This window comes from Ensifer canadensis (genome assembly GCF_017488845.2).
In the GTDB taxonomy this organism is placed as follows: Bacteria; Pseudomonadota; Alphaproteobacteria; order Rhizobiales; family Rhizobiaceae; genus Ensifer; species Ensifer canadensis.
The window spans coordinates 502,431-520,120 of the sequence record NZ_CP083371.1 but is presented as its reverse complement, the minus strand read 5'-3'; the positions used below and the strand labels follow the sequence as shown (position 1 = coordinate 520,120).

Below are 17,690 nucleotides of genomic sequence, written 5' to 3'. Positions count from 1 at the left end.
TCAGTTCAATCATTACGGAGTTTATGGCTGATGGCACGCGTCGTTCGTTTTCATGAGCATGGTGGTCCGGAGGTTCTGCGCATTGAGGATCACGATGTTGCCGGAGCCGGTACCGGCGAGGTCCAGATTCGCGTCAAGGCCCTTGGCCTCAATCGCGCCGAGGCGCTGCTGCGCTCGGGCCGGTACATCGAGACGCCGACATTGCCGTCCGGTCTTGGCCTCGAGGCTGCGGGGGTGATCGAAACGATTGGCGGCGGGGTCGACGGTTTCGCGCCAGGCGACGCCGTCAGCATCATTCCGCCGATATCGATGGTCCGCTGGCCCGCCTATGGTGAGCTGGTCACCGTCCCTGCCGCGCAGGTGGTCAAGCATCCGCCGTCGCTCAACTGGGAAGCGGCAGCAGCCGTCTGGATGCAATATCTCACGGCCTATGGCGCCCTGATCGACATCGCCAAGCTCGGCAGGCAAGATTTGGTCGTGATCACCGCCGCCTCGAGCAGTGTCGGATTGGCGGCCATCCAGATCGCCAACCTGGTCGGCGCAACCGCAATTGCCGTCACGCGAACCTCTGCCAAGAAGCAGGCCTTGTTCGATTTCGGCGCAGCCCATGTGATCGCCTCAGCGGAGGAAGACCTGGAAGCCCGACTGAAGGAGATTGCCGGTCCGCAGGGCATCCACGTGGTATTCGACCCGATCGGCGGGCCGATATTCGAACCGCTGACGGCGGCGATGTCACATGGCGGCATCCTGATCGAATATGGCGGCCTCAGCCCTGAGCCCACGCCTTTTCCGCTGTTTGCCGTCCTCAGCAAGACGCTGACGTTGCGTGGTTACCTCGTCCACGAGATCATCGGTAATCCCCAGCGGCTGGAGGCGGCCAAGGCCTTCATCCTCGACGGGCTGACCTCAGGTTCGTTGCAACCGGTCATCGCCAGGACCTTTCCGTTCGAGCAGATCGTCGAGGCGCATCGCTATCTCGAGACGAACGAACAGTTCGGCAAGATCGTCGTGACAATCTGACGATTGGAGCATTTCCAGGAAAAGAGCCAAGCGGTTTTCCGTCGGGAATGCCTAAAGCAAAGGGATCGGGCGTTTCTGCCACTCCGCCAAAACCGGAAACGCTCGATGCCTCGGGCCGGCATCCGCTGAACCACCGACGTTGCGGCGCCAGCAACGCAGTGTACCGGCCCCGCCGTCTACCCGCCCCGGATACCCCGTGCCACCTTCTCAGCACCAAAACAAACGCTGAGGGTGACACCGGATATGACGACGAAAGAGAGAGCGATAGGCGTGGTCGGGCTTGGAGCCATGGGGCTCGGCATGGCGACCACGCTCGCCAGCAACGGCTTTGCGGTGAAGGGCTTCGACCTTTCCGACGGCAGACGCAAGCTGGCGGACGAAGGCGGTGTGGCGCCTTGCGAAACGCTTGCCGACGTCTTCGTCGATACCGATTTCATCGTTTTCTCGCTGCCGACCGCCAAGGACGTCGCAGCCGTCGTCGAGGCCAATCTTGACGCCCTGAAGGCTGCCGACGACCGTGTCGTCATCATCGACACGTCGACGTCGGAACCCGACGTTTCGCGCGATCTCGCCGCCGGTCTCAACGCACTTGGCCACGGTTTCCTCGATGCGCCCGTCTCGGGCGGGCCGGCGGGTGCTGCAAGCGGCATGCTGACGATGATGATCGGCGGCCGTGACGCCGATGTTACCCGCGCGAAAATGGTGATCGATGCGATGGCGGCCAAGGCCCTGCATGTGGGCCCAAGCGGTGCCGGCAATGTCGCCAAGCTCGTCAACAACTTGCTTGCAGCCGCCCATATGGTGACGACGGGCGAGGGCCTGAAGCTGGCGCTTTCGGCAGGGCTAGAGCCCGAACAGGCGCTCAAGGTGCTGAACGCCGCCTCGGGCAAATCGATGATCAGCGAAGTGCATTTCCCGACCTGGGTGATGAACGACCGCTTCGACAGCGGCTTCACCATGGGCCTGATGCGCAAGGACGTGCGGCTTGCAAGTGAGCTTGCCGCCCGCACCGGCGCCGCACTGCCGCTTTCGGCGGCAGTCGCTCGGCTCTGGGCCGAAAGCCCGCTCGACAATGCCGACGACTTCACCCGCATGGGCGCCTTTCGCGCCACGGCCAACGACAACTGAGACGACAAGGGGAAGACAATGAACGACATGACCATGCCGGCCGCCAAGGCCGAGCGCATCCGCGCGCTGTTTCATGGCTTCCTGCCCGGCAGCGAGATCGGAAGCTATGTCGACGGCGTGCTGGTGGCAGGCTCCGGGCCTGAGCAGAACCTGACCGACCCGGCGACCGGCGAGGTTTTCGCCACGTTCAAGGACGCCGGCAACGACGTCATCGATGCGGGCATGGAAGCGGCGACGCGGGCGCAGCGCGAGTGGATGGCCATGACGGCATCCGCCCGCGGCCGGGTGATGAACGAGATCGCCCGCAAGATCCGTGAGCGCGCACCGGAACTGGCCGAGCTCGAAAGCCGTTCCGCTGGCCGGCCGATCCGCGATATCCGCGGCGAAGCGCTGCGGGTCGCCGAGATGTTCGAATATTATGCCGGCTGGTGCGACAAGCTGCACGGCGAGGTCATTCCGGTCCCGACCTCACACCTGAACTACATCAGGCACGAACCGGTCGGCGTCGTTGCCCAGATCACGCCCTGGAACGCGCCGCTCTTTACCGGCGGCTGGCAGATCGCACCGGCGATCTGCGCCGGCAACGGCGTCGTGATCAAACCGTCGGAGCTGACGCCGCTCAGCACGCTTGTCCTCGGAGCACTTTGCGAGGCGGGCGGCGCACCGCGCGGACTCGTCAACGTCATCGCCGGCCAGGGCGTGACCGCAGGCGCCGCGATGGTTGCCCATCAGCAGACAGCGCTCGTCGTCTTCGTCGGCTCGGCCCAGGCCGGATCTGCGATTGCGGCAGCAGCTGCGAAGAACGTCGTGCCCTGCATTCTCGAACTCGGCGGCAAGTCCGGCAACATCGTCTTTGCCGATGCGGATGTCGGCCGGGCGATCGTCGGCGCGCAGTCGGCCATCTTCTCGGGCGCCGGCCAGAGCTGCGTTGCCGGTTCCCGTCTGTTGATCCACCGCTCGGTGCATCAGCAATTCGTCGAGCGTTATGCCCGCGCCGCCGAACGCATCCCGGTCGGCGATCCCTATCTCGACGCCACCCAGATTGGCCCGATCAACAATGCCCGCCAATGGGCAAAGATCGACGAGATGGTGCGCCAGGGTGTTGCCGAAGGCGCAACGCTTGCAACCGGCGGCGCCAAGCCCGCAGCGCTTTCGTCCTCCGGCGGCTTCTTCTTTGCCCCGACCATCCTCGACAACGTCAAGCCCGACATGACCATCGCGCGCGAGGAAGTCTTCGGCCCGGTCGTCGGCGTCACGGTCTTTGACGACGAGGAAGAAGCGGTGGCGCTTGCCAACAACAACCCTTACGGTCTCGCGGGCGCTGTGTGGACACGGGACGTCGGGCGAGCCCACCGCATGGCCGCGCGCGTGCGCGCCGGCACGTTCTGGATCAATGGCTACAAGACGATCAGCGTGATGTCGCCCTTCGGCGGCTTCGGCCGCTCCGGATACGGCCGCTCCAGCGGCCGCGACGCGCTGCTCGCCTACACCCAGACAAAGAGCGTCTGGGTCGAAACCGCGGAAAATCCTGCCGTCGTCTTCGGCTATGCCCCGGAGGCGTAGGGCAGTCGAGCGAATGAAATGACAGAAGGGCCGGCGACGCCGACCCTTCTCTCTTGCTCGGGGCCGTTTCGTCAGGCGGCGCGGCTCCAGCTTTCGCGCGTTGCAACACCTTCCAGCTTGAACTTCGCCAGCATCGTGCGGAGCTGGCGGCTTTCTTCGGCGAGCGTTCCGCTCGCAGCCGTCGTTTCTTCAACCATTGCCGCATTCTGCTGGGTCATCTGGTCCATGTGGTTGACCGAGGTATTGATCTCCTGCAGTGCGGTTGCCTGTTCGCGTGCGGCGGTCGCGATCGTATTGACGTGGCCGCTGACATTGTTGACCAGGGTCTCGATCTCCAACAGCGCCTCGCCGGTCGAGCGCACCAGCGACACGCCGTTTTCGACCTCGCTTGCGGAGCTGTGGATCAGCGTCTTGATCTCCTTGGCGGCGTTCGCCGAACGCTGCGCCAACTCGCGGACTTCCTGGGCGACGACGGCAAAGCCGCGTCCGGCCTCGCCGGCACGGGCGGCCTCGACGCCAGCGTTGAGCGCCAGTAGATTGGTCTGGAAGGCGATCTCGTCGATCACCGAGATGATCTGGTTGATCCGGTTCGACGAATCCTCGATGCGGCCCATGGCGTCGATTGCGCTGCGCACGATCGCACCCGATCGTCCGGCACTGTCCTTGGTGGCGCGCACCATCTCGTGCGCCTCATTGGCCCGCGCAGACGCGGTCCGGACCGTCGAGGTGATTTCGTCGAGGGCCGCCGCTGTCTCTTCGAGTGCTGCCGCCTGTTGCTCGGTACGCTTCGACAAATCGTTAGCCGCCGAGCTCAACTCCACCGAATTGTCGTTGATCGTGCCCGCCGCAGTACGGACGTTCTGCATCGTCGAGCGCAGGGTCACCATCGTGGCGTTGACGTTGGTCTGAAGCTCGGCGAACGCGCCGTGGAATTCACCGCGCATGGATTGCGTCAGGTCGGCGTCTGCGAGTGCTGCCACGACGCGGCGGACCTCGTTGACCGTCAAATCGACGCTCGATACCAGCTCGTTGACGCTGGCGGCAAAGCGGTTGAGGTCCTCGTTATCGTAGTCCTTGGTGATGCGACCGGTGAAATCGCCGGCAACGGCCGCGGCAACCACGATGCTGATGTTGGACTGGAGATCGCTGCTGCGTGCATGCAGCGCCGCCTCCTGGGCCTTCATGTCGCGCATGCTGATGGCGTTCTTGCGGAAGACTTCGACGGCGCGGCCCATCTCGCCGATCTCGTCGCGGCGTGAAGGGTCGGCTCCATCGCCATCAAGCTTGCCGTCGGCAAGTTCGCTCATGATCGACGTCAGCGTTTGCACCGGAAGCACGATGCCGCGGCGCGCGACGAGCAGGCTGACGGCCACGCCGAAGACGATACAGGCGCCGGCTGCAGCCAAGAGGATCGTCATCGCGACGGAGGAAGATTCGAGCGCCTCGGCGCGAGCAGCGGCAAGAGCATCGCCGGAATAGGTGCTGTAGGCCTTGACGGCGGACGTCACGGTCTTCTGGGCGTCGAGCGCCTTGTCGAGCGCGGCCTTGACGGCAGCGGCGTCGGCGCCATTCGATCCGGCAACGGCAATCATTGCGCGGATCTCGTCGAAGTAGCTGTTCAGCGTCGTGCGGATGTCGTTGAGAAGCTTGTCCTCGGCATCGTCGGCGACCGCCTCGATCTTGGTGACGCGAGCGAGCATTTCAGCGGCGCGCGTTTCCGTTTCCGCACCGAACTCCGAAGCCTTACCGGGCGTAGCGGCCAATTGATAGGTCATGCGGCTGATGGCGATGATATCGACCCTGAGGTCCATCGCCTCGCGCGCGGCTTCTTCGCGGGCGCCGACTTCGACGATCGTCGTGCCGAGTGAAGAGAGCCCGCGCGCACCGGCAAGGGCGATCAGGGTTGACGAAATGCCCATGACCACGACCACGAGGCCGACCTTGGTCAATATCGATAAATTCTTGAACGCCACTGCCGTGACTCCTGTGATGTCGCGATCGCGCTGGTTTGCAGGACATGGTCGGCCAAACCGGTGGGAGGAGACCCGGAATGTTGCGCGCGCTCCGAGGGAGGAGGCGGAGATCTCAAGCGCACCGACCGAGAGATACTTAGTAATTGCGAATTTAAATTAGCGTTAAAACAGCAACATCAGGATCGGCCCGGCCAAGGCGGCGCCCATCCGAACGGCCTTTCAAACGCAAAGCGGGCGGGCGATTTCTCGCCCGCCCGCAGACCGCCGCAGCAGTCTTGGGAGATCATTTCTTGCCGTAGCCGCCGCCCGTGGGCGTGACGACGGTAAAGGCCTCGCCGGCTTCCAGAACCGTATGGGCGCAGCCCGACAGCTCTTCGGTTCGCCCGTCGTTGCGACGGACGAGGTTCTGGCCGAGATTGCCGGGCTCACCGCCCTTGATGCCGAAGGGTGCAACACGGCGGTGACCGGAAAGGATCGCGAAGTCGAGCTTTTCCCGGGCACGAATGGTGCGTTTCGTGCCGTCGCCGGCCGACCACTTACCCTTGCCGCCGGAGCCGCGGCGGATGTGGAAGTCCTCCAGCACCACCGGGAAGCGGGTCTCAAGAATTTCCGGATCGGTCAGACGCGAATTGGTCATATGGGTGTGGACCGCATCGGCGCCATTGTAACCCGGCCCCGCCGACGCGCCCGAGCAGATCGTCTCGTAATACTGGTAGTGCGCGTTGCCGAAGGTCAGATTGTTCATCGTGCCTTGAGCGCCTGCCTGGCTTTCGACGGCACCGAAGAGGCAGTTGGTGACAGCCTGGCTGACTTCGACATTGCCGGCAACGACCGCTGCGGGATAACGCGGGGTCAGCATCGTGCCTTCCGGGATGACGATGTGGATCGGCCTGAGGCAACCGGCGTTCATCGGGATATCGGCCTCGACGAGAACGCGGAAGACATAAAGCACCGCCGCCCGAGTGACCGGAGCGGGCGCATTGAAATTGTCCGAACGCTGTTCCGACGTGCCGGTGAAGTCGACGGTGGCCTCGCGCTTGTCACGATCGACGGTGATCTTCACCACGATCTTGCAGCCCTGATCCATCTCGTAGGAGAATTCGCCGTTAGGCAGTTGGTCCAGCACGCGGCGCACGCTTTCGGCGGCATTGTCCTGGACGTGGCCCATATAGGCCTCAACGACATCCTCGCCGAACTGCGCGATCATCTTCTTGAGTTCCGCCACGCCCTTTTCGTTGGCGGCAACCTGCGCCTTCAGGTCGTTGACGTTCTGCACGATGTTGCGAACCGGATAGCGCGCGCCATTGAGCAACGCCTCAAGTTCGGCCTCGCAGAAGCGGCCGGCATCGATGAGCTTGAAGTTGTCGATATAGACGCCTTCTTCCTCGATGTTGGTCGCCAGCGGCGACATTGAGCCGGGCGAAATTCCGCCGATATCGGCATGATGGCCGCGGCTTGCGACCCAGAATCGGATCTCCCTGCCCTGGTCGTCGAACACGGGCGTGCAGACGGTCAGGTCGGGCAGATGTGTGCCACCGTTATAGGGCGCATTGATCAGGAAGACGTCGCCGGGGTGAATGACCGGGTTCTCGCGGATCGCAGTTGCGACCGAGGCATCCATCGAGCCCAGATGCACCGGCATGTGCGGCGCATTGGCAACGAGATTGCCCCTGTTGTCGAAGACCGCGCAGGAGAAATCGAGACGCTCCTTGATGTTCACGGAGTAGGCGGTGTTCTGCAGAGTCACGCCCATCTGCTCGGCGATCGACATGAAGAGATTGTTGAAAATCTCGAGCATGACCGGATCGGCCTTGGTGCCGATCGCGCTGCGCGCCGGCAGCGCCTTGACGCGGCGAAGCACGATATGGTCCTTGGCAGTCAGTTCCCCCTGCCAGCCGTCCTCGACGATAACGGTCTGGTTCGGCTCGATGATGATCGCCGGACCGTCAAGGCGTTGGCCCGGCTTGATCTCGGAGCGAAGCGCCACCGGCGCATCGTGGAACTGGCCCTGGGAATAGAAGCGGGTGCTGCGGCTAAGCGCGGGCGCGCCTGCCGTCGTCGCCAGGCCTTCACCTTCCATCTGGGCAGCGCCGCCGCCGACGGTTTCGACCTCGACAGCGTCGATCACCAGCGCCTTGTTGTCGGCGACGAAGCCGAAGCGGCGCTTGTGCAAGGTCTCGAATTCGGCGCGTAGGCGGGCGATATCGTCATGCCCGGGGAAGGTCGCATCGACAGCCAGGACCGTGTCGGTGCCGGCATAGCGGATATGGGCGCGAAGATGGGTGCGGATCTCGTTGCGGCCGATGCCCTGTGCTTCGAGTTCGCCGAGGCATTCGACCTGCAGGTCGGACCCAAGCTCGGCAAGCGCCGAAGGCGCCTTGTCGTCGAGCGCAACGCCGAGCGCCTTCTGACGGGTGGCGCGGATATCGGCGAGCCCCATGCCATAGGCCGACAGCAGGCCGGACATAGGATGCACCAGAATGCTCTTCATCCCCAGCTGATCGGCGACAAGGCAGGCATGCTGGCCACCGGCGCCGCCGAAGCAGCTGAGCGCGTAACGCGTCACGTCATAGCCGCGCTGGACCGAGATCTTCTTGATCGCCTCGACCATGTTGGCGACCGCAATGCGGATGAAACCGTCGGCAACATCCTCAGGCGCCCGGCCATCGCCGATTTCGGCTGCCATCGCCGCGAAACGCTGACGCACCGTCTCGACATCGAGCCGCTCGTTCTGCTCCGGCCCGAACAGCGCCGGGAAGAATTCCGGCATCAGCTTGCCGAGCATCACATTGGCATCGGTGACCGCAAGCGGGCCGCCGTTGCGATAGCAGGCAGGGCCCGGATTGGCGCCGGCGGAATCCGGTCCGACGCGGAAGCGCTCGCCGTCGAAATGCAGGATCGAACCGCCGCCGGCGGCAACCGTGTGGATCAGCATCATCGGCGCGCGCACGCGCACGCCGGCGACTTCGGTTTCGAAGGCGCGCTCGTATTCGCCGTCGAAATGGGCAACGTCGGTAGAGGTGCCGCCCATGTCGAAGCCGATGACGCGGTCGAAACCGGCCGCTTCACCGGTTTTGGCCAAGCCGACGACACCGCCAGCCGGACCAGAGAGGATCGCATCCTTGCCCTGGAACATGTCGGCGGCCGTCAGGCCACCCGACGACATCATGAACATGACCCGCGCGCCGGAGCGCTCGACGTCGAGTTCGCTCGACACCTGCGCCACATAGCGGCGCAGCACCGGCGAGAGATAGGCGTCGATGACGGTGGTATCGCCGCGACCGACATATTTGATCAGCGGCGAGACTTCGTGGCTGACCGACACCTGCTCGAAGCCCATTTCGCGGGCAAGCCGGGCGACCAGCGCCTCGTGCTCCGGATATTTATAGGCGTGCATGAAGACGATCGCGACGGTGTTGTAACCCTGGTCGCGAAGCGCCGTCAGCGCCTGGCGCGCCTCGGCCTCATCCAGTGCCTGCTCGACCGTGCCGTCGGCCAGCACCCGTTCGCCGAGCTCCACAATATCCTTGTAGAGCGCTTCCGGCTTGATGATTTCGGTGGCGAAGATGTTCTTGCGCTCCTGGTAACCGATCCTGAGCGCGTCACGGAAACCGCGCGTCGTCACCAGTGCGAGCGGTTCGCCCTTGCGCTCAAGCAGCGCATTGGTCGCGACCGTCGTGCCCATACGCACTTCGCTGATGAGCCCGGTCGGGATCGGCGTGCCGGTCGGCAGGCCAAGATGCAGGCGGATGCCGTGCACGGCGGCATCACGATAGGCTTCCGGATTCTCCGACAGCACCTTGCGCGCATGCAGAACGCCTTGCGGGTCCCTGCCGATCACGTCGGTGAAGGTGCCGCCACGGTCGATCCAGAAGTCCCAGCTGCCGGTTTCGCGTGCGCTCATCGTCCATCCCTCTCACTCGTCTGCCGCCAGCTCGGGTCGGCTCCGAAATTCATCAAAGCAGTTCGTTGACAAAATGTCGATAAAATGATGACATAAAATCGTCAAGATGAGGAAGTGCTGAATGACGAAGAAGTCTGAGGAGAGCTTTGAAGGGAGGGAATGGGCGCAAGACGCTTTGCCCGACCACATGAAGCCCGTGTCCGCGATCGGACCGATCGTCTCCTCCGCACATCTGGCCGAAGGCGGGTCCCCAGGGCTCTCGGAAGTCGAGTACGGTCTGATTCTCGCTTCTCACGCGTTTCATCGCTGGATGGTGCGCTGCATGGCTGCCGCCGGTGTGCCCGGCCTTTCCTCCACAGAAATTCTCATCCTGCATACGATCCGCCACCGCGACCGCGGCAAGAAGCTCGCCGATATCTGCCTCGTGCTCGACATCGAAGACACGCATGTGGCGACCTATGCCATCCGCAAGCTCGAGGCGGCCGGCCTAGTCACCACAGGCAAGGCGGGCAAGGAAAAGACCATCCAGATCACCGACAAGGGCGCGGAAGCCTGCACCCGTTATGCGCAAATCCGCGAGCGCCTGCTCGTGACCTCGACGGCCAATGCCCGCCCTTCCGAGGAGACACTCTCGGAAATCGCCGCTGTGCTGCGCTTCATGTCGGGGGCCTATGAACAGTCCGCGCGTGCCGCGACCACATTGTGACAAGGAAGATCGCGTGACCGCTGATACGACACCCCCGCTGCTGGCCGTAGAAAACCTGTCCGTCGCCTTCAATGGCAATGCCGTCGTCGAAGACCTGAGCTTTTCGGTCACCGCGGGACGGACGCTGGCAATCGTCGGCGAATCGGGCTCCGGCAAATCGGTGACCTCGCTTTCGATCATGCGGCTTGCCGACATGATGGGAGGTCGGTTCCCCTCCGGTCGCATCCTGTTCCAGGGCAAGAACGGCGCGGTGAACCTGACGGCCGAACCGCAGAAAGCGATGCGCAGCATTCGCGGCAAGGAGATCGCCATGATCTTCCAAGAGCCGATGACGTCGCTCAATCCGGTGTTCACGATCGGTGACCAGATCGCCGAAGTGCTGATGCTGCACGAGAAGATGACGAAAGCCGAAGCTCTCACCGAGACATGCCGGCTGCTCGACATGGTGCGGCTGCCCGATTCCGCCGAGCTCGTCGGCCGTTATCCGCACCAGCTCTCCGGCGGCATGCGCCAACGCGTCATGATCGCCATGGCGCTTGCCTGTCGCCCGAAGCTTTTGATCGCCGACGAGCCGACGACGGCGCTCGACGTGACCATCCAGGCCCAGATCCTCACCATCATCCGCGACCTCCAGAAGGAGCTCGGCATGGCGGTGATCTTCATCACCCATGACATGGGCGTCGTCGCCGAAATGGCCGACGATGTCGTCGTCATGTGGAAGGGCCGCAAGGTCGAGGAAGGTCCGGTCGCCGAGATCTTCGCCAATCCACAACATCCCTATACCCAGACGCTTCTTTCCGCCGTGCCGAAGCTCGGCAGCATGACCGGCGAAGACTTCCCCAAGCGCATGCCGCTGACGATGATGATCGACGGCGCGCCGAAGCTTGTCGGCGAAGAGCATATCCAGCGCACCGCCCGCTACGACGCAGCACCGATCCTCTCCGTGCGCGATCTCGTTACACGCTTTGACGTCAAGAAGAACCTTTTCGGCAGGGCCACGCACCGCGTTCACGCAATTGAAAATGTCAGCTTCGACATTTTCCCGGGCGAGACCCTGGCACTTGTCGGCGAATCCGGTTCCGGCAAGTCGACGATCGGCCGTACAATCCAGCAGCTCCAGAGCGCCACCTCAGGTGAAATCCTCTTCGGCGGACGCCCGGTCTCCGCCATGAGCTTTGCCGAGCGCCAGCGGCTGAAACAGGAAATCCAGTACATCTTCCAGGATCCCTTCGCCTCACTCGACCCGCGCAAGACCGTCGGTTTCTCGATTGCCGAACCGATCCGCACCCATGGGCTGATCCTTGGCAACAAGGAAATCGAAAAGCGCGTTCACGAACTGCTCGAGCGGGTGGGGCTGACCTCCGCCCATGCCGAGCGTTACCCGCATGAGTTCTCCGGCGGTCAACGCCAGCGCGTCTGTATCGCCCGGGCGCTCGCATCCCGGCCCAAGCTCATCATCGCCGACGAGGCGCTATCGGCGCTCGACGTGTCGATCCAGGCCCAGATCATCAATCTGTTCATGGAGCTGCAGGAACAGGAAGGCCTCGCCTATCTCTTCATCAGCCATGACATGGCCGTGGTCGAGCGCATGAGCCACCGCGTCGCCGTGCTCTATCTCGGCCAGGTGATGGAATTCGGTAGCCGCCGCCAGGTGTTCGAAACCCCGACCCATCCCTATACCCGCCGGCTGCTATCGGCCGTTCCGGTCGCCGATCCCGGCAAGGGGCGCGACCGGGGGATGATCGAAGGCGAGATCCCGAGCCCGATCCGGCGTGTCGGAGAAGAACCCGCGGTGCTTCCGCGCAAGGAGATCGCGCCGGGCCATTTCGTGGCCCTGGACGCGTAAAGCCGCTTTCTCTTTTCAGGGGAAGGCAGTCGAAACAGGAGTGAGTAAAAAATGATCAACAAAAAGGGGATCCACGCCGCCTTCATCGCGCTTGCGCTGACTGGCAGCTTTCTGACGGCCGCGCCGGCCTTTGCCGCCGGCACATTGACGGTTTCGTCGCCACAGGATCCGGGCAGCTGGGATCCGGTCGACACCTTCCTCGTCAACTGGGCATCTGTCTCCACCAACATTTTCGACGGCCTGACCTATCGCGGCCCTGACCGCAAGCTGGTTCCAGGCCTTGCAACCGCCTGGGAAGAGCTCGACGGCGGCAAGCGCCTGCGCTTCACGCTGCGCGAAGGCGTCAAGTTCCACAATGGCGAGCCTTTCAACGCCGAAGCCGTGAAATACACCTTCGATCGCCTGCTCGGCGAAGAAGGCTCCAAGGGGCCACAGAAATCCAACTATGCGGTCATCGAGCGTGTCGAGATCGTCGACGAGAAGACCGTCGATCTCCACCTGAAGTCACCGGATCCTGTTCTACTGACCAAGCTCGCCGGCTACGGCGCGATGATCGTGCCGCCGAAATACATCCAGGAAAAGGGTGAGGACTATTTCAACACCCATCCTGTCGGTACCGGCCCATTCAAATTCGTCTCCTATGAGCCGAAGGTGGCGATCAAGCTCGAAGCCTTCGCCGATCATTGGGGCGGCGCACCGAAGCTTTCCAACCTCGACTTCCGCTTCATCGCCGAGCCGGCAACCGCCGTTGCCGAATTGCAGGCCGGCCGCGTCGATCTCGTCATCCCGCCGACCATCCCGATCGGCATGATCCCGACGATCGAGGGTGACGACAAGCTCGAACTCGTCTCGACCCCCGGCCCGACCGTCTATGCGCTGCGTTTCAACACCCGCGACGGCATCACCAAGGATCCGAAGGTCCGCAAGGCGCTGATCCTCGGCGTCGACCGCGACACCATCATCCAGTCGATCCTCGGCGGCCAGGCCGCTCCGATCGCCAGCTTCCAGGGCGAACTGTCGTTCGGCTTCGACCCAAGCATGAAGCCGTTGCCATACGATCCGGAGCAGGCGAAGGCGCTGTTGAAGGAAGCGGGCGTCGCGCCGGGTGCTTCCGTCCAGATCGACGTGCGCGGCAACGACGCAACCTTCAACGAAGTTGTTCAGGCCGTCGCCAGCTACCTGCAGCTCGTCGGCATCAACGCGACGATCAAGCCTTACGAAACCAACGTTCTGTTGAACGACATCATCCCGGCCGGCAAGACGGGCGCGATGTTCCAGCAGGCCTGGGGCGGCTGGACGCTCGATTACGACAACACGGCCTACTCGATGTACCACTCGGGTGAAAAGTGGAACCCGTACGACAGCGACGCCGAACTCGACAAGCTGCTCGAATCCCAGCGCTCGATCACCGATCAGCCCAAGCGCGAGGAAATCCTCAAGCAGATCGCCAACTACGCCGCCGACCGTGCGCTGGAAATGCCGCTCTACAACCTCAACGCCATCTTCGGCGTGAGCAAGCGCGTCAAGAACTTCACGCCTGTTCCCGACAGCCGCCTGCGGCTGACGGACGTCACGGTCGAGTAACAATCAGATCCGCCGCTTCCCAACAGCGAGCGGCGGGTCGTCTTCATGAAGGGCGGGTAAGTTGGCCGGATTTTTGATCAAACGTGTTCTGCAGGCGGTGTTCGTTGTTTTCGTCGTAACGCTCATCGTCTCCTTTGCCATCCGCCTGACGGGCGACCCGGCACTGATGCTCGCCCAAGGTGCGGGTAGCGTCACCGAGGAAGACCTCTCGCGCATCCGCGAGGCGCTCGGCCTCAACCAACCCTTCATGACGCAGTATTTTGCCTTCATCAAAGGCCTGTTCACATTGGATTTCGGCCGCTCGTTCATGGGCGGCACACCGGTCTCGCAGCTGATTGCCGCCGCCCTGCCGGCAACGATGATGCTGGCCTTCGCGTCACTCATCGTTTCGATCATCATTTCGATCCCGCTCGGCATCAAGGCGGCTGTCGCCCGCGGCAAATGGGCTGATCAGGCGATCCGCATCCTCTCGCTCGTTGGCCTGTCCTTCCCGAACTTCTGGCTGGCGATCATGCTGGTGCTGTTGTTTTCGATCACCCTCAAATGGTTGCCGCCGAGCGGCATGGACGGGTTTGCGAGCTTCATCATGCCGGCTGTCACCATGGGCATCATCCTGACGGCAACCAATGTCCGCCTGGTGCGCACGGCGATGCTCGAAACCCTGCAGTCGCAATACATCATGGTGGCCCGCGCCAAGGGCCTCAGCGAAAGCAAGGTGCTCTACAAGCATGCGCTGCGTAACTGTGCCATCCCGCTCATCACCTATTTCGGCCTCCAGTTCGGCGGTCTTCTCGGCGGCATCGTCGTCGTGGAGCGGGTGTTCAACTGGCCGGGCATGGGCACCCTCGCCTTCGACGCCGTCGGCGCCCGCGACTATCCCGTGCTGCAGGCCGTCATCACCGTGCTCTCGCTGATGATCGTCGGCGTCAACCTCATCGTCGACATCGCCTATGGCCTCGTCGACCCGCGCATCCGGACGGAGTGAGCCGATGACCACCAAGGCCGCAAACACCCGCTTTGCCCGTTTCCGCAACCTCGAATTCATCCTCGGCGCGCTGCTTGCCGGCGGCATGTGCCTAGCTGTTCTCTTGTCAGGCGTGCTCTTTCCGGGCGGCGCCGACAAGATCGACCTGATGGCGCGACTGACACCGGCCTTCGTCAACTGGGCGCACCCGCTCGGTACCGACCCGCTCGGCCGTGACGTGCTTGCGCGCGTCGTTGCCGGCGGCAAGATTTCCCTGCTCGTCGGCTTCACCTCGGTAGCCGGTGCCGTCGTAATCGGCGTGGTGATGGGCCTCGTCTCCGGCTACTATCGCGGCTTCTGGGACATGGTCGTCATGCGATTTGCCGACGTGCAGCTGGCGCTGCCCTTCATCCTGCTCGCCATCACCTTCATCGCCATCGTCGGCGGCGGGCTGACCAACACGATCGTGCTACTGATCATCTCGCAATGGGTGCAATATGCCCGTCTCGTGCGCGGCTCGGTGCTGTCGCTGCGCGAACGGGAGTTCATCCAGTCGGCCCGCGCCATCGGCGTTCGCGATGTGAAGATCCTGTTCCAGCATCTGCTGCCGAACCTGATCGGGCCGGTCATCGTGTTGATGACGCTCAACGTTGCCAACAACATCCTGCTCGAAAGCAGCCTGACCTTCCTCGGCCTCGGCGTCGACCCGCTGATCCCGAGCTGGGGCGGCATGCTCGCCGACGGCCGCACCTACCTGCAGAACGCCTGGTGGGTCAGCGTCTTCCCGGGGCTTGCAATCCTTCTTACCGTCCTTGGCCTCAACCTTCTCGGCGACTGGCTGCGCGACAGTCTCGACCCAACAGGCAGAACTTCACGATGACCACAATTTTCGAAGGGACGTTCGAGCGCACGCTCGACATCATGCTCGCTACCTATGGCAAGGAGGCTGCACGCGGCACCCGGCTGGAGGCATGGCTCTTCGATGATCGCGAAAGCCGCAAGGCGGCCGAGCAGAAGCTTGGTGCCTTCGGCATCGAGGCAAAGCTCAGGAGCGCCTACAAGCCGCTCTTGCACTTCTTTCTCGAGGAGGTCGACCGCAAGGCACTGAAGCGCGTCGATATCCGCTATCCGCAGCCCGAAAACTGCCCGGCGAACCGCTTCCTGCTCGAAGCCTATCCGCTGGCAGCGCTCGTCGGCGACGCCGAGATCGTCTTTGTCGGCGGCAGCGATACGGCACTAACCTACGACGTCGCGCTGACCTTTGCCGACGGATGCACGGAAGCCCATACGGTGTTTGCGCCCAACCGCCAGCACACCGACTTCATCGGCGAAACACTCCTGTCTCCGACCGGCTGGGTCCGTCTCGACGACAGCAGCAGCAAGCGGCGGGAATGCCACCTCGAAACTGACTATGAGCGGCTGTTTGCAGGCGCCATGTGTGCAATCGCCGAGCACGGCTGGGGCGACAGCGAACCCTATTTCGACGAACTCAACATCCGTGCGACGTTGCCGATCAACGATCTGCAGCTGCCGGTCGGTGAAGAGGTCGTCAGCCTGCGCGAAGCGATGCATGAGGACTTCTATTTCTCGCTGCTCGAAGTCTTCCAGAAGAAGTCGGGCCGTCCGTTGGGCGACCGTGGCCTGAAACCCGGCCAGATCGTCCCCGAAATCGTCTTTGCCGATGGCAAACCCACGGTTCGCGTCGAAACCCGACCGCTCGCGACGACGGACGCCGACGGCGAAATCCAACCTCTCGACACGGCTCAGGCACCGCTCGCGGTTGCGCAGATCCATGCCGAACTGGAAAAGATCGAAGGCCAACCCTTCCAGGCGCATTCGCGGGCGGGACGCCCGGTCAAGGCGCGCTATCACAAGGGCACCGATGCTGCCGTGATGATCAGCGGCGGCCAGCACCCCAACGAGACCACCGGCATCGTCGGCGCATTGCGCGCGGCTCAGACGCTGGCCACGCTCCCCGGCACGCACTTCACGATATCTCCGCTCGAAAACCCCGACGGTTATGCCGTTCACCAGCGGTTGCGTGTCGATAACCCGCTGCACATGCATCACGCCGCCCGCTACACTGCACTTGGCGACGATCTTGAATATCGCGCCGGCACTGCCCTCAACGAGCGGGCGATCCGCAACGACGCCGAAGCCCTGTCGGGCGCCGAGCTTCATATCAACCTGCACGGCTACCCCTCGCACGAATGGACACGGCCGCTGTCCGGCTATGTGCCGCGCGGCTTTGCCATGTGGACGCTGCCGAAGGGCTTCTTCCTGATCATGCGCCACCACGCCGATTGGGAAGCGCGTGCCGAACAGCTGATCGAAGCGGTGACGGCTCGACTCGCCACTGTGCCCGGTCTTCTCGCCTACAATGATCAGCAGATCGCGCTTTACGAAACCCATGCGGGTGAGACCGGCTTCCGCATCATCAACGGCTTCCCCTGCATGATCTCCGTCGACGATCGCCACAAGGCGCCGCTGACGCTGATCACGGAATTTCCCGACGAAACCATCTATGGCGACGCCTTCGTTTCCGGCCATGACGCGCAACGGGAGACGGTTCTGGCCGCCTACGAGGCGTTCCAGTCGATGATGGCAGTCGCCTAGGCTTCGCCCGGCAAATCTTTCAAGGATGTGATGGGCTTTCGGGGCCGTCACATCTGCCCGTTTCACCGGCATGCGTATCGCCGCCGCCATGCCCGGTGAATGACCTACTGCGCGGTTCATACGTGCGGTAGCGAACTGCGCAGCGCGCGTGCTGTTCGGTGCGGCCATACGGCAGGCTCTCGCGCATTCTCTGCTTCCTCGATGCGCCGATGACGATCGCCTCCGTGATAATCCCTGCACGAACGCCCTTTCGCCAAGACGCGCATATACCTGCCTCTCATATCGCTTGGAGCCGCCGGATACCGTAAAGGCTGCCGCCGCAGCGTTGCGGCCGCATTGCGCGCCAGCCTGTAAATGATGCAGTCAGAGCGCGAACCAACCGCAAC

The 17,690-nt window shown here is 63.2% G+C and carries 11 protein-coding genes; 9 read left to right on the top strand and 2 right to left on the bottom strand.

What is annotated here, in order from left to right; genetic code table 11:
- The first annotated feature begins 30 nt into the window (after nt 1–30).
- From J3R84_RS22000 to J3R84_RS21990, 3 genes are all read left to right on the top strand, one after another.
- Nucleotides 31–1,020 carry a zinc-dependent alcohol dehydrogenase family protein gene (locus J3R84_RS22000; protein ID WP_203527809.1) on the top strand — a complete coding sequence of 330 codons (990 nt, stop codon included), beginning with the start codon at nt 31–33 and terminating at the stop codon, nt 1,018–1,020.
- Nucleotides 1,021–1,263: 243 nt separating this feature from the next.
- Complete coding sequence (locus tag J3R84_RS21995; RefSeq protein WP_113568486.1) at nt 1,264–2,148, top strand: NAD(P)-dependent oxidoreductase; 885 nt, start codon at nt 1,264–1,266, stop codon at nt 2,146–2,148.
- Nucleotides 2,149–2,166: 18 nt separating this feature from the next.
- A complete protein-coding gene (locus tag J3R84_RS21990) occupies nt 2,167–3,711 on the top strand; it encodes an aldehyde dehydrogenase family protein (protein WP_057209853.1) in 1,545 nt (514 codons plus the stop codon).
- Nucleotides 3,712–3,782: 71 nt separating this feature from the next.
- On the opposite strand, the gene J3R84_RS21985 is transcribed toward J3R84_RS21990, so the two are convergent.
- Both J3R84_RS21985 and J3R84_RS21980 read right to left on the bottom strand, forming a co-directional pair.
- The gene (locus J3R84_RS21985; RefSeq protein ID WP_057222835.1) at nt 3,783–5,684 is read right to left on the bottom strand and encodes a methyl-accepting chemotaxis protein; all 1,902 of its coding nucleotides are present in this window, start codon (nt 5,682–5,684) and stop codon (nt 3,783–3,785) included.
- Nucleotides 5,685–5,967: 283 nt separating this feature from the next.
- The gene (locus J3R84_RS21980; protein ID WP_113568490.1) at nt 5,968–9,588 is read right to left on the bottom strand and encodes a hydantoinase B/oxoprolinase family protein; all 3,621 of its coding nucleotides are present in this window, start codon (nt 9,586–9,588) and stop codon (nt 5,968–5,970) included.
- A 121-nt stretch (nt 9,589–9,709) separates the two neighbouring features.
- On the opposite strand from J3R84_RS21980, the gene J3R84_RS21975 reads away from it, so the two are divergent.
- From J3R84_RS21975 to J3R84_RS21950, 6 genes are all read left to right on the top strand, one after another.
- A complete protein-coding gene (locus J3R84_RS21975; protein WP_025429285.1) occupies nt 9,710–10,294 on the top strand; it encodes a winged helix DNA-binding protein in 585 nt (194 codons plus the stop codon).
- Complete coding sequence (locus J3R84_RS21970) at nt 10,260–12,140, top strand: ABC transporter ATP-binding protein (RefSeq protein WP_081788960.1); 1,881 nt, start codon at nt 10,260–10,262, stop codon at nt 12,138–12,140. The genes J3R84_RS21975 and J3R84_RS21970 overlap by 35 nt, the downstream gene beginning before the upstream one ends.
- Before the next feature lie 51 nt (nt 12,141–12,191).
- Complete coding sequence (locus tag J3R84_RS21965) at nt 12,192–13,724, top strand: ABC transporter substrate-binding protein (RefSeq protein WP_057209860.1); 1,533 nt, start codon at nt 12,192–12,194, stop codon at nt 13,722–13,724.
- A gap of 61 nt (nt 13,725–13,785) precedes the next feature.
- The gene (locus J3R84_RS21960) at nt 13,786–14,709 is read left to right on the top strand and encodes an ABC transporter permease (protein WP_025429288.1); all 924 of its coding nucleotides are present in this window, start codon (nt 13,786–13,788) and stop codon (nt 14,707–14,709) included.
- Between the two features lie 4 nt (nt 14,710–14,713).
- Entirely contained in the window at nt 14,714–15,568 is an 855-nt protein-coding gene (locus J3R84_RS21955; RefSeq protein ID WP_025429289.1) for an ABC transporter permease, read from the top strand.
- On the top strand, nt 15,565–17,304 hold the full coding sequence (locus J3R84_RS21950; RefSeq protein ID WP_203527806.1) for a M14 family metallopeptidase: 1,740 nt from the start codon (nt 15,565–15,567) through the stop codon (nt 17,302–17,304). The genes J3R84_RS21955 and J3R84_RS21950 overlap by 4 nt, the downstream gene beginning before the upstream one ends.
- Nucleotides 17,305–17,690 lie beyond the last annotated feature (386 nt).

Bases quoted from the DNA above. Each gene is read 5' to 3' on its own strand.
- J3R84_RS22000 (WP_203527809.1), top strand. From the start codon at position 31: ATGGCACGCGTCGTTCGTTTTCATGAGCATGGTGGTCCGGAGGTTCTG.
- J3R84_RS21995 (WP_113568486.1), top strand. From the start codon at position 1,264: ATGACGACGAAAGAGAGAGCGATAGGCGTGGTCGGGCTTGGAGCCATG.
- J3R84_RS21990 (WP_057209853.1), top strand. From the start codon at position 2,167: ATGAACGACATGACCATGCCGGCCGCCAAGGCCGAGCGCATCCGCGCG.
- J3R84_RS21980 (WP_113568490.1), bottom strand. From the start codon at position 9,588: ATGAGCGCACGCGAAACCGGCAGCTGGGACTTCTGGATCGACCGTGGC.
- J3R84_RS21975 (WP_025429285.1), top strand. From the start codon at position 9,710: ATGACGAAGAAGTCTGAGGAGAGCTTTGAAGGGAGGGAATGGGCGCAA.
- J3R84_RS21970 (WP_081788960.1), top strand. From the start codon at position 10,260: ATGAACAGTCCGCGCGTGCCGCGACCACATTGTGACAAGGAAGATCGC.
- J3R84_RS21965 (WP_057209860.1), top strand. From the start codon at position 12,192: ATGATCAACAAAAAGGGGATCCACGCCGCCTTCATCGCGCTTGCGCTG.
- J3R84_RS21955 (WP_025429289.1), top strand. From the start codon at position 14,714: ATGACCACCAAGGCCGCAAACACCCGCTTTGCCCGTTTCCGCAACCTC.
- J3R84_RS21950 (WP_203527806.1), top strand. From the start codon at position 15,565: ATGACCACAATTTTCGAAGGGACGTTCGAGCGCACGCTCGACATCATG.